Source organism: Mucilaginibacter corticis (assembly GCF_007558865.1).
Lineage (GTDB): Bacteria > Bacteroidota > Bacteroidia > Sphingobacteriales > Sphingobacteriaceae > Mucilaginibacter > Mucilaginibacter corticis.
This window is the reverse complement of record NZ_VLPK01000007.1, coordinates 74,019-87,186: the sequence shown is the minus strand read 5'-3', so window position 1 is coordinate 87,186 and position 13,168 is coordinate 74,019. Positions and strand designations below refer to the sequence as shown.

Genomic DNA, 13,168 nt, shown 5'->3' with positions numbered 1-13,168 from the left:
ATCCTTACTCATGTTTTATTTATTTAATTAAATTAAAATTAAGGTCATCGTAATGGTCCATCCGGTATTGAATCAGTCTTTCTTTACCTTCATCCCCCAATGCGATCAATTGATTGATATAGGAACGAGCACCAGCTTTAGCGCCGCGAATAGCCAGTTCCCGGCTTTTATAGCCATAGTACAACTTTCCTAAAGGTTGCAATCTCAGCGGGCCAATGGGTTTAAGTCCGGCGCGATGAAAATCATTTGTTGATATTTCGGTTATCGCAGTATCGTTCCGGAAAACCCGGAAATACTTCGCGTAGTTTTGTTGCTTTATCATAGCTAGCAATATAACTCATCCCGACTGCGTTTGTGTCGATTTAAATTCCGGAAACCCTAAGATGACTTTCAAACCACTATCATCGTGGGTCGGGGGTTCACGAAAATTACGAATGGATTCCGGAGCGATTATTTTCTAAGAAGACTTATTTGTTTGATTTCAAAAAAGCCAACGGATTTTCCCTGTTCAGGATCGATTCGTAGTTGAATAAGTTTTCCCTTCCAGTTTTTGAGGGTTGACATGTATATATCGTAAGTATGAAACTTTTCCCGGTCTTCAAATAACCAAAAGTCCAGGTGTTTTTTTTCATCCGGAATCGTGTCCATTGCTGTTAAAAAGTAGATTTGACCGTAACGCGCAGCGGTGGAATTTTTTAAAATTATCCTTAAAAATGTCGCCGAATCAATGCGCAGCCCATTTGGGTCTGCCCAGGCGATGCTGGGGTCGACACCAGTGATAACACCCCTTAACAGACCATGGCTGACCTGTAACATACCTATTCCATTACTGTAGGCTCCATTCTTCCAATTTTGAAAATTACCAGGATCATCAAATTTCCAGTCTTTGATGATTTCCGGTTTCTTTTCAGGATCACCCATATTCAAATTGCCGATTAAATCAATCTTGGTTGTATTTCCTGTTCCACCGAAAAACCGGGTACCTTTTGAATTATTATATTTATTATTCAAAATTTTTGCAGTCGGGGTTTGTCCTTTTTCCCAATCGACTACAGCAATCTGATAGCCCCCCTGCTTACCGGCCCAGTCATTTCCGATAAAAGTGCAGTTAGTTATTACGGCATTGCGGGTCGCTGATTTTAAATTTCCCGGTGTCGCCAGGAACTCTATTGCGGGTCCTGCATTATGTTTAAAAGTGCAGTCTACAATCGTCGGATTTTCATTATCGCATTCGAAGTCCACAGCAACATTGTCCGGGCAGGAGTTGAAGGCAGTATTATTCACGGTGACATTTTTTAATACCACATTTTTAGTGTACATCACTTGAATGGCACCCGTGCCCGAAGCTGCATATTTGGTTCCGTTCTCAATGACAGAATTTCTAACAGTGCAATTAGTTGTGCTTGTGATAAATAAGCTTACAAAGGATATGGGATCAACCGTATTATCATGAATATTTAAATCGGCATACTGGATTTCAGCAAATTTATTTGAAAGGGCCTGCGCTCCATCGACACAATGGTGATTTCCCCAGTCAATCGCAATCCCTGCGCCGGTCCGGTATACTTCCGTATGTGTTATTTTAAAATCAGTTAACACCCGGGTCTGATCGTTTGGGGTATCTTCAACGCCTGTAATTCCAATACCATAAGACCAGCTTACCCGGTCTCCCTGCAATTTTGCCGGCAAACCTTTAAAATCATGGGCAACGACATCTGTTATATAAACTGACCGGTTATGGTAGGAATGATCGTAAAATAAAACAATACCGGCTCCCCCATTGCAGACTTCAATGCCGGATAACAGAAGATACGCCGGATTATTAAGACGAATACACCTGTCGGCCGGATTCCCGGAACGTTGAATTTTCGGCCGTTCGCCCTTTCCATATGTCCCGATTCTGATAAATTGGTCAGCCTTTCCCGAACCGTTAATCGTAAGCTGGGTGTACCATATGCCGCCCCGCTTTAAAAGAATTTCGTCTCCCGCATGAAATGTTCGTGCGTTCACCGGTGCAAAATCCGCCCAGGGTGTCCTGCCAGAAGTGCCGTCATTGGAATCGCTACCGTGCGGATCGATATAGTATGTCTTTGCTGCTAAAGAGTTGCCATAAGCAGTCGTCCAGATAAAAGCTATAATAAGTAAAAGTTTATTTATGATGGGTCCCATCAGTTCTCATATATTACAACTGGCTAAAAAACGATATCACCCAAAAAACGCAAACGAGTAAACTTATGACTAATAAAACGCCTGTGAACAAAACAAACGTAAATACGGATGGAAAGACTAAGCTAAGCATAATGGGATTTTTTAATTCATGTTTACAACTATTTTCCCCTACCGCCAACCATTACACCAACGGTTTTTAGGATGACCGTAATATCATATCTTATATTGAAACGTTTGATATAAGCAAGATCGTGGTCCAGCCTTTCGCACATTTGCTCAATATTTTCTGCGTAACCGAAATTGACCTGCCCAATAGAAGTAATGCCCGGCTTTAGTTGTTGCAAATGTTGATAATCCGGTCTTATTTCCAGGATCTTTTTTGCAAAAAACTCTCTTTCCGGGCGAGGACCAACAACAGACATGTCTCCTTTTAATACATTCCAGAATTGCGGAAGTTCATCCAGCCGGGTGCGCCTGATGACCCTGCCCCATTTGGTGATTCGCGGATCATCTGCACGGGACAATTGCGGGCCGCAACACTCCGCATTGCAATGCATACTTCTGAATTTATACATATAGAACTTGCGCTGATTAATGCCTAATCTCTCCTGTCTATAGAACACAGGTCCACGGGAGGACAACCATGTAATCAACAAGATAAGAAAAAACACCGGAAAACCCAAAATCATTACCAGGATGGAAAAACAAACGTCAAAAATTCGTTTAGCTGCAACTGAATTTTCCGGGTATACCTTTTCCGGATCATTTTCAGCCAGCTGAATTTCTGTCGCTAACAATCCGCCTGGTATGACCTTTAATGCAACCTGCACATTGGTCCCAACTTTTTGATGAGTGAATTCTTGTTGTATTTCCGTCGCATTGTCAGCATCCGAAAAATAAGCCCATCCTTGTTTGATGGCCTGGTAAAAGTTTTTACTCATATGAACTAGGTTTGAATAATTTCAAATGCTTGAGTAAAGCATAATCAGTTCATTTGCTCAAATTTCAAACCATAATCTCAAATAATTTAATTATTAATATATTAATTATATTACAATACAAAAACGCCCTGCCAAAAGGATTAAGAAATCATTTGCTGTTTTGATTTAAATATAATTTAGAAAATATTGTTCTTTAAAAGAAACAACTTGTAAATTTTAGACTACAATTATGACGAAGTCCAGTAACCCTTATTCATCGAAACATGCTTAAGGATAAAACGGGGAATGAGCTTGTAGAATTTTCCAAAAGTGTACCCAAGCCATTTTCCGCTTAAAGAACGAAAAACGGAGAACAGCTGAAATCGATCCCGTTCGGCTACATACGAGAGCTCAGACTTTACGTATTTTAATCCTTCACCAGTAGGCTTGCCGTAAGTTTCAATCAACCATTTGTTTTGTTCATGGAAAACCCTGGTATCAAAATAACGCCGGAACTCAGCTAAAAAGGAATAAGTATGCGAGTGGTTAACCGTTGCCCCGGCCACATAAGCTAGTTTGTGTCCATTCATTAACAGTTTCGCTGAAGCAATAGCATCCTCGCCCATAATGCTGTCCGATGAAAAACCACCCATGTTTTTTAAAGCCGATACCCGATAGGCTGAGAATGAATTGGAACAAAAAAAAACTTTAAATCCAAATTGAAGCCTGTCATCGAAGCTGCGGCTATAAGACTGCGCAGGATAGTTAAACAGGCGCGCATGTGTTTCTAACAGTCCAGCGTTGACGTGAGGCAACTGCCTTCCATATGCCAGCGCAACTTTGGGGTCATCAAATGCTTTTACCAGATTAGACAAACTTTGTTCTGTAGTGGGTATGGCATCCTGGGTAAGAAAAATACATATGTCTGAGCCCGCAGCAAGATCGACCATCATCTGACGTGTAGCGCCATGGTTAAAAGTCGATGCAGGAATTTGTTTGACTTCGAAACCTTCTTTTAAAGCCAAATCAACGGTTTGATCAGTAGAACCGGAGTCCACCACAATCTTCCGGTAAAAAGTCAAATCCTGTACGGCGATGCCTTTCAATACATCTGACCATAGAGAACCACCGTTATAGGTCGGAATTAACAAACTTACCAGCGTATTCATTCAGTTCTTCGGTTATCAATTAAAAAACGTAACAGATCGTCCCAGTTGTCGTAAAACGGTTCAGCTGGCTGCCTGTCAAAATTGTGATCAGGGACAAATTGCCCGTCCATCAACCTAGCCATTTCTTCAGCTAATGCGCCCGGATCATTTACATCAAAAAATTTTACTTTGCTATAATTGCCAACCGTTTCATGCGCATAAGGCTCATCAGCAATTAATATGGGTTTTTCATAGGGTATAAATTCCGATACGGGTAATCCCCATGTTTCCAACTTTGATGGAAAAATCAGACAATCCGCTATTCTGTAATATTTTTCTATCATCTCCCGGGGCTGTATTCCTAAGAATTCAATCTGGCTGATATGCTTGTATGCCTGGTGAATTTTAGCAGCATATTTGTTTTCGCTGCCATTCATCGTCAGGAGCAGACTAAAATTATTAAAGTTGTGGCTAAGAATTTCCGCCGCTTCACATACACATTCCATATTTTTGAATACTCTTGGAAATGAGGGATAAAAAAATAAAATATGTCCTGGTTTCGGATGAAACGGCAACGCCGCATGATCACCAGAGTGACTGCTAAGATTTTTCGCGAATTTTGGGTAGGCAACAATACAATCGACGCCATACATGCTTTTAAAGGCCCTTCTTATCCAATTTTGCTGAACAATCACGAAAGCATTTTTACGGATGTTGATACGGTATAAATATTTATAAAAAATCGTAAATAAAGTAAAAGTTGAATCGTAAAAAATTTCCTTAAAAGACAACTGATAAAAAGGGGATGGATTGTGACAATAAACTACCTGATAATCGCAGGCGACATTTGGTGTCATGTCATGTAAGGAGATCCAAATGTCAGGCCGGTAAAAAGCAGCTATTTTTTTTGAGGTAACATACTCGAAGCGAAGTCTTTTCATCCAGGAACTTTTAATATCCTTAAATGGCAAGATCGTAAAACCGTCAGCAACGCCGGCTATCAGTTTTTCGTCATGTACCAACACAATTACAGACAGCTCGACTTCGTTCTTCAGATGGGACAAAGACTTCATGACATCCCTGAGAATGCTCAATATTCCCCCTTCTACCATATTTACGCCTGAAACAACGATTGTCAACATACTTATTGATTAAGCATATCAGATTCTATTTGTTTGAACTGTGCGTAGAAAAAAACAATCATGTATACCATACCAACGTTCTGGAAAAAAGTCAACTTGAATATTTTATGTTTGAGTATCTGATATAACATGGCCCATCGTCCTTTGTAGTAACCATTTAGATACTCCGTCAACAGTTGTTTGTCGTTGTTTTTTAATTGCGCCCCAAAATTTTGATTAAACTGAATGAGCATAGTCATTTGCCTTTTATAGTTTAGGAGCTGATCATTTAACCCTTTTGTGAAGCGCCCATATCTTTTTTGAAAGCTGGAGCCCTGGGAGGTTACATTTTGTTGATGTTGACGATATTTAATCATTGGTTCAGTTATAAATCCGCTATATCCAAAAGCAGAGGTGAACAATGCAACCCAATGATCATGGTTGACGGAGGTTCGCGGGATCACGCGGACCAGGTCGAGCAAAGATTTGTTAAACATCATGGTACATCCAAAGGCGAAATTTTGCACGAGCGTTTGCTTAAACCCCAGCTGAGGCCGTAGTTTGATAGCTTGATTTATTTCCTCCCCGTTTTCACTTATCATTTGGAGACTTCCATATACCAGAACGGGGGCATTGGGATGTGCGTCTTCCATTTTTTGTAGCTGATTCAAAGAAGCCTCTATTTTTTCAGGTAGCCAAACGTCATCCTGGTCACAAAACATAAAATATGCAGCCTCCAAATCCTTGCGTGCTAAATCAAATAATGCCGCAAAATTGGCAACGGAGCCATGTTCTTCTCCTTCATTAATCGCTAAATTTATTTTTCCATTTTTTTTAAGATACTTTTTCACTATTTCAAGGGTCAAATCAGTCGAGCCGTCATCCCTTATCAGCAATCTCCAGTTTCGGAAAGTTTGGTTGATGACACTATCTAATTGTGCCTCGATGTATTTTTCTCCATTATAGGAAGCCATTAAAATTAAGATCAATGGTTCGTCGTTCATTTTAATATTTTTAGCGAAAAGAATCTGGATTTAAAATCAAAAAGGGGTACATACAGCAGTAATGCGATGACGAGGAAAACCGGAAATATCAGTAATGCATTTTCCAAGCCTGAAACAGCGACGGGTGGATCAGTTTCAATAAAAGTAAGATTAAGGTAAAGAAATAAAAATGCAAGTTGGCCAATGATGTTTCGCTTCAGCACAAATAGTAATTTATTCCGTGCAAAACTCAAGCTCCAGCCGATCAGAAATGAAAATACTATACTGCCATAAAAGCCATAGTACACATATCCAAAAACGTTATGCCTTGCGTTCGGCCCTGTAATCAGATCCGAATCGGAGTACAGTTGAAATAGCTGAACTCCTAAAACACCCGGCTGGTTTTCCCTTGGAACTATTCGTAATACGCTGAATATATCACCAAACAATGCCAGGAAGCCTTTTGAGCCATCAATGGTTTCAATATTATGAGAGGGGTAAGAAAAGTAATAAGTGTCGCCCGACGCTACTAAGCGGTATAAAAATATACCAAGGCTGTTTTGCTCACCGGGATTATTTTGTTGTGATTGAATAAAGATAGTCAGGAAAGCTAACAGCAGCCCGCAGATGATCAAATATCTTTCATATTTGCGTAAATTGAAAAAACTACCGCTATGTTTCCCGGCATTTAAAATAAGATAAATAAAGAGAACAAAGCCTATGTTCATAAAAAGGCTTTTACTACCCGACAATATCAGGCTGGTTAGTAAGAATAGTCCGAATCCAGCTAAATAAAAATTTAACTTTAATGAATTGGACTTTTTGAATAATAGATAAATCAGCAAGAAAATTACAACCGGTCTTAAAACATCAATGATCCGCCCCAAAATGCCCAGTCCCCCGCTGTCTGCATAGGCGCCGGTCCTGGATTCCATGAATAGCGGAATTCCCACCAATTTATAGCTCAAAAGCTGGATTAAAACGTATGAGCCTGAAGTGATGAAAAACAAAATCTTGACGAACATTCCCTCTTCTTCAAAAACCGCATTGCCGCTATCCAAATCAACCAGCTGGCGGGTATTTAAGGGCGCAAAACAAAATAGCCCCCCGAAAAATGCCAGTTGTGTTAACAGATAGCTGTACAAATATTTGATATCCATACTTTGGGTGGCATACAGAAAAATAACCACGGAAAATCCAAAAACCGAATAGAGCAAATTAAAGATCAGCGGGTCTAACAAAGAAAGGTAGGTTGTCTTAAAAATAAAATAATAGAGCAACAGCGCGCCTGCCAGAATTAAAAGATATAATGGAAGATGCTCATACAGCAGTAAACCGAATGCATACCAATCCATTAATCACCTCCATTTTTTTTGATTCCCAGCCTGTTTTTGAGGCCGTCGAACTTCCAATAGACATAAGACAGTAATTGATATACAAGACCGTAATTCCGCCTGACAATTTTAAATACTTCATGAAAGTTTTTTTTGTCACTGGTAGCTCCGTCGAGACCGTGAAAAGCGACAAACGGCGAACGGTGCACTTCCATTACTTTCTTAGCCAGATAGTAACGCTGACAGAGGTCAAAATCGCAAAAGAAACGGTACCGTTCATCATGTACCAGGTCCGGGCCACGCTTAAAGAATGCCCCTTGATGAGGAATGGTATTTTTTATTTTGAGCCAGTTGTTAACTTCAGGATATTGCTTGCCATTGCCCGTGTAGGTTGAAGGAAAACAAATCACGTCGGCATTACTTTCGGACAATTTTTTTAAGGGCAGTTCGTTTAATAGATCACCCGCCAGTATAAAGATTAAATATTTACCTTTTGATAACTTAACTGCCTTATTTAAGGCATCCGGAATACCCCGGTCGCGTTCACTTATAAAAGAGTCAATATGTTGACGATGCTTCAAAATTACTGATTGGGTTCCATCCGTGGACCCGCCGTCTACCATCACATATTCTACCCGGTCAGAAAGATGTGGGATGATGCTGTTAATGGTTCTTTCCACAGCATCAGCGGCATTATAAGTTACAGTGACTACACTAACCAAGATTTCGCTCTTCATAAATTTATAGATGTTTAAAATTGACCAGCGAGTAAATAAATGCATTTTTAAACCAAAACAGCTGCAAAGCCAGGAAGGACAGGCAATATGTTATTCCGGCAACAAACAGTATCGGTATTCCGTTCCAGGCAGGCAAAAAGCCATAGCGGATAATTGCCGTCGCCACCGCGCTGATTATGATTTGTACGATTAACCTGTAATCTAAAATAATGTTTATTTCCTTTACTGCTGCAGCCACTATGTATACACAAACAGCGGTTTCCGCCGTTACGCTGGCGATTGCCGTTCCCATGAATCTGAAATGGGGGATCAGCAAAAAATTCAGGGCTAAACTGATGGCTAAACCCACAAGAGTCGCATGCAGAATTTTTTTTTCCTTACCGGCGGGCAATAAAAATTGCGCACCAAAAACATTACATACAGCGATTATAAACGGGATGAAAGATAATAATCTTAATGCAGGAACAGCAAGGACATACTTGGGACCGGCCACAACATTGATGATATCGCCGGCAAACATTATGCAAAAGAACGAAAATGGCAAACCAAGCAGCAAGACGACATTCAAGGATTTTTCCAGTGCTGAACGAACTGACTGCATGTCGTTCTTTGAAAAGTATGCTGCTATTCTTGGGATAAGTACCAGGCCTACCGCGTTCATTAAGGTCCAATAGATTTTCACCAATTTGAATGGAACATTATAATAACTTACATCCACATTACTGGTAAGAAATTTCAATATGATCGTATCAATTACCGCGTAAACACTGACGGAAACGTTGATACTGAAAAGTATCAACAGTGACTTAACATGCCTTTTTAATTCCAGCTGCCCTGTGTAGGGATGATGATAATTTTTCAGATAATAAATAAAATTCAGCAGCGCATTAGCGATAACTGCAAGCGTGAGCAGCAAATAGTAGATATCATTGTCACCGGCATGTTTCACCAGGCAGATAATACCCAGCACACAAAGGCTACGGATGATTAACGAGCGAACGGTTATGTAGGTAAATTTTTCAATTCCCTGGTAAAACCATTCCATTAAAAAAGAACTGCCTATCAAGTTCAGGCAAGAGATTTTAATCATCTTAAAATCTCCGTTGAGACCGGGTATTAACAAATATGCGCCTACAAGAATGATCGAAAATAGTAAGGCAAGGCTGACCTGGATCGTCAGCAGTTCAACAACTAGTTTTGACCGTGACGGTTCATCAATTTTCAATTTTGAAATTTCTCTGATGCCGTAAAAAGGGATACCAACGGCTGAAAATAAGATCAAATATTGCGTGAACGCGTCATAAAAAAAATAACTACCCAAGCCGTCACTTGACAAAGTTCGCGTAACGTAAGGAAAGGTAATTAATGGAAATAATACGGCCGAGGATGATAACAGCAGATTGCTGATCATGTTCTTTCTAAGTCCCATAATTAAGCAGTATCGGAATTGATTTTTTCGGCAAGCGTCATAGCGCTTTTAATACATACGTCCATATTATAGTATTGCCATTCACCAAAACGCCCCAGTGTATGAAGACCTATAGCATCTAGATAGTTTTTCACCGTTTGTGTCGCTGTTGCATAATGTTCGTCAAATACGACGTAAGCATGGTCAGATACATGATAAGCTAACGGGCGCACCAGGAAGGGATCTTTTTTTCCATTCTCATGCATTTCCTCGTAAGTTTTCTCGCCGACAGTCTCTGTAATAGAATAGTTCGCTTTAGGTTCAAAAAAATTTCCGATATGGATATACCTGTGAAAAATATTATCGAGTCCGGGTACATACGTCCAGGTGTGCTCCGTACCTTTGGTTTCCCAGAACATCGTAGTAACCCGGTTAAATTTCAGCTTTGCTGCCTGTTCTTTTACAGCTTCATCACTGCCGGTAATCATTTCAGGCAGTAAGTTTAATGGCATGGTGGAAATCAATATATCATAAACCCGATCGTTATTTACCAGCCATTTCCCGTTCGGCAATTTTTCGATTCTTTGAACCATAAAATCAGTGGTGATGGACAGGTTTTTAGCAAGCGCATCAATAAAGCTGTTTTGATTGTTGGAATTGGGGTAATAAAAATAGGCATGCGGCATATTATCCCTTGCGTCGCTGAGCAGTCCCTTTAAGAAAGACCTTTTGTCGGGGACAGGTAATTTATCATTGACCCAGGAAGGACTCATATTTTTCGGTGCCATGCCCCATATTTTGGAATTATAGGGGATGAAATACAATTCTGCTAACGTGTCGCCAAATTTTTTCCTAAACCAGTCCTCCAAATCTGAGTAATCTGCATCGTCATGAGCTGTTAGCAAAGCCTTGGTAATATCTAAAGCGAGGTCCTCGTCTATCTGGAAAATTTGTTTAACCGCAAACTCGATAGGATATGAAACTTCATATTGATTGAGCTTAATATTTGCGTTCCGCCTGACTAAATGCCATTGATCTTTTGGTAAAATTTCATTGAAAACAAAATCCATTACCTCAGAGAACTTTGAGTTAAAACAATGCCCGCCCGTCAAATGGTAAGTCATATCGTTTATTGTCGTGGTTCGGGCTATACCCCCAAAATGGGGAGCTTTTTCAAGTAGTTCTACCTGATGATTTTTCCTCAGTAACTGGCCAATACTTAAACCGGATATTCCTGCTCCGATGATACCGATCTTCATGATAAAATAACGTATAATTTGTAAAAAAAGCGTTTTGCAAGTAGTGCTAAAAGTATCGCAATCAACCCCAGAAGAGCACCGATAATTAAGCCTTTAATTTTGCCTATATGACTAATTTTAAGAGGATACTCCGGCTGATCCATAAACTGGATCAAAGGGGTCTGCTGCCGCAATGTAATTTTCGCCAGTTCCAGGTTCTTAATCATTTCACTGTAAATCACGTTGCCGGCCTGGACATCAATCTGTTTTTTTTGAGAGGGCAGTCTGAGCATAAGCCTGGCAGGATTAGCATTGGGTGCAGCATCCATAGAAGAAGCTACACCGGTTAATGCCGAATTAAGCGCTATTCGCACGCTGTCCGATTGTCGTTGCAATATCGCGACATTCAGCGCACTGCGCTTGGTTTTTGTCTGGACATAATAGTCGTTGACATTGTTTACCAGATTGTCTGTAAACAGTTTGGCAAAAATTTCATCTTTGAACGTAAAGGCGACTCTGATCACGCCCAATTTTTTGTCAGGTTTACCGACTTCCAAATTATCCTTATTGATAGTTTCGATGATGTCCGTAATTAAGCTGTCTTGTTTCCGGTTGAATTTTTCCGGAGGTCCGATAAAATTCACGTCGCCTGTTTCCGGATCCTTTTTCCATTTTAAAGTTAATTTTTTTGAATTTACGTAACGATCAATCAAGCGTTGTCTCGTGTTTCCGATGGCAACGTCGGTAAGCAATGTTTTTTTAAGCATCAAACGGGATCTGTAAAGTTCCAATATGTTGTCACCTTTGAAAATGCCTCCTCCGCCGCCTACGTCAAGCCCCGCAAGGGATGCTAAACCCGCATATTCCCCCAAAACACTACTTTTATCATTTTCATCCAGGACAAAGGTGCACACGGCGGTATATTTTGGCATCGTTACAAGGGATAAAACCACTCCTCCCAGCGCCCCCAGACAGGTGAACGTCAACAATAATTTCCATTTTTTTAAAATATCGCTGATCACCAATATGATTTTTTTGATCAGCTCAATAACAGATATTTGCTTTATCACTGTCTCACGTGGAAGTGGCGTGCCTGGTTCGTTCATATTTAATGTTAAAAAATGCCAGCAAGTGAACTACAAAGCGGACATAAGAAAGTTTTAAGTAGCATAAAATTCATTAAAGAAAAACACTGTTGACGTCTTTACGTTCTTAAAGGGCTAAGAAAACCGTTATGACGTTCAATAAATTTCTGAAAAAAATTATCAGCAGATTCAACTTCCATGTTTATAAAACAATTAACAACGTTAAGTATAAATTACCTATTTTGAATGCTGTCGGCACACTTAATGTGCGATCGCATGAAGAATGGATGGTGCAACTGATGGGCCACCTGCTGACCAGTAAAGGTACTACTTTTGTAGATGTGGGCGTTAATATCGGCCAGACACTGTTAAAAATACGGAGTATCGACCAGGAAATTGCCTACATGGGATTTGAACCCAATCCCGTATGTAATTATTATACACAACAACTGATCAAAGCGAATGGGCTGAGAGATTGTCAATTATTTCCGGTAGGGCTAGGAAACGCGGTAGGATTTAAACAATTCTATATTTTTGAAAAGGATGATATTTCATCGTCGGCCGCTTCGACTATTGAAGATGTTTTTGGAAAAACGCCGGTTACAACTGATATCATACCTGTTTTCGACCTGGATCATTTTAAAGACACTTACCTGAAAGATAAAAAAATTGATATCTTAAAAGTAGATGTCGAAAATGGGGAACTCGAAGTTTTTGAAGGCGGACTGAAAACTATTGCCCAGTTTCAGCCAATGATCATTACCGAAATACTTCCAATCATTAATAAGGATACTATCGTAAAAACGAATGAACGAAAAGCCGAAATGCAGCGCATCATGGAAGAAATTAATTATAGTTTCTATAAAATCATCATCAATTCCAAAGAACAATTTATAGGTCTCAAAAAGGTTTCCAATCTTGTATTGGAAACAGCTGATTTTAGCCAAATCGAATTGGACTATAATTATCTGATAGCACCTCTGTCAAAAAAGTCAATCATAACGCCATTCATTTTAAACTAAGAA

Annotated in this window: 12 protein-coding genes; 1 reads left to right on the top strand and 11 read right to left on the bottom strand. The window is 39.9% G+C overall.

The features are described from left to right. Positions 1-19: 19 nt before the first annotated feature. From FO440_RS23160 to FO440_RS23110, 11 genes are all read right to left on the bottom strand, one after another. Positions 20-322 carry a hypothetical protein gene (locus tag FO440_RS23160; RefSeq protein WP_144250694.1) on the bottom strand — a complete coding sequence of 101 codons (303 nt, stop codon included), beginning with the start codon at positions 320-322 and terminating at the stop codon, positions 20-22. A gap of 128 nt (positions 323-450) precedes the next feature. Beyond that, complete coding sequence (locus tag FO440_RS23155; RefSeq protein ID WP_144250693.1) at positions 451-2,169, bottom strand: right-handed parallel beta-helix repeat-containing protein; 1,719 nt, start codon at positions 2,167-2,169, stop codon at positions 451-453. Positions 2,170-2,327: 158 nt separating this feature from the next. Then, positions 2,328-3,110 (bottom strand): sugar transferase, encoded by a 783-nt coding sequence (locus FO440_RS23150; protein ID WP_144250692.1) that lies wholly within the window; start codon positions 3,108-3,110, stop codon positions 2,328-2,330. A gap of 227 nt (positions 3,111-3,337) precedes the next feature. Beyond that, positions 3,338-4,258, bottom strand: coding sequence for a glycosyltransferase family 2 protein (locus FO440_RS23145; RefSeq protein ID WP_144250691.1), 921 nt, complete (start codon positions 4,256-4,258; stop codon positions 3,338-3,340). After that, the gene (locus FO440_RS23140; RefSeq protein WP_144250690.1) at positions 4,255-5,379 is read right to left on the bottom strand and encodes a glycosyltransferase; all 1,125 of its coding nucleotides are present in this window, start codon (positions 5,377-5,379) and stop codon (positions 4,255-4,257) included. The genes FO440_RS23145 and FO440_RS23140 overlap by 4 nt, the downstream gene beginning before the upstream one ends. Positions 5,380-5,381: 2 nt before the next feature. Beyond that, the gene (locus FO440_RS23135; protein WP_144250689.1) at positions 5,382-6,362 is read right to left on the bottom strand and encodes a glycosyltransferase family 2 protein; all 981 of its coding nucleotides are present in this window, start codon (positions 6,360-6,362) and stop codon (positions 5,382-5,384) included. Further along, positions 6,359-7,696 (bottom strand): oligosaccharide repeat unit polymerase, encoded by a 1,338-nt coding sequence (locus FO440_RS23130; protein WP_144250688.1) that lies wholly within the window; start codon positions 7,694-7,696, stop codon positions 6,359-6,361. Before FO440_RS23130 ends, FO440_RS23135 begins: the two co-directional genes overlap by 4 nt. Further along, a complete protein-coding gene (locus FO440_RS23125; RefSeq protein WP_186292772.1) occupies positions 7,696-8,412 on the bottom strand; it encodes a glycosyltransferase in 717 nt (238 codons plus the stop codon). The genes FO440_RS23130 and FO440_RS23125 overlap by 1 nt, the downstream gene beginning before the upstream one ends. A 4-nt stretch (positions 8,413-8,416) precedes the next feature. After that, positions 8,417-9,823, bottom strand: a complete 1,407-nt coding sequence (locus tag FO440_RS23120) for a flippase (protein WP_186292771.1) — start codon at positions 9,821-9,823, stop codon at positions 8,417-8,419. A gap of 20 nt (positions 9,824-9,843) precedes the next feature. Further along, positions 9,844-11,079, bottom strand: coding sequence for a protoporphyrinogen/coproporphyrinogen oxidase (locus FO440_RS23115; RefSeq protein WP_144250685.1), 1,236 nt, complete (start codon positions 11,077-11,079; stop codon positions 9,844-9,846). Beyond that, a complete protein-coding gene (locus tag FO440_RS23110; protein WP_144250684.1) occupies positions 11,076-12,164 on the bottom strand; it encodes a GumC domain-containing protein in 1,089 nt (362 codons plus the stop codon). The genes FO440_RS23115 and FO440_RS23110 overlap by 4 nt, the downstream gene beginning before the upstream one ends. Before the next feature lie 128 nt (positions 12,165-12,292). On the opposite strand from FO440_RS23110, the gene FO440_RS23105 reads away from it, so the two are divergent. Further along, entirely contained in the window at positions 12,293-13,165 is an 873-nt protein-coding gene (locus tag FO440_RS23105; RefSeq protein WP_144250683.1) for an FkbM family methyltransferase, read from the top strand. Positions 13,166-13,168: the final 3 nt, after the last annotated feature.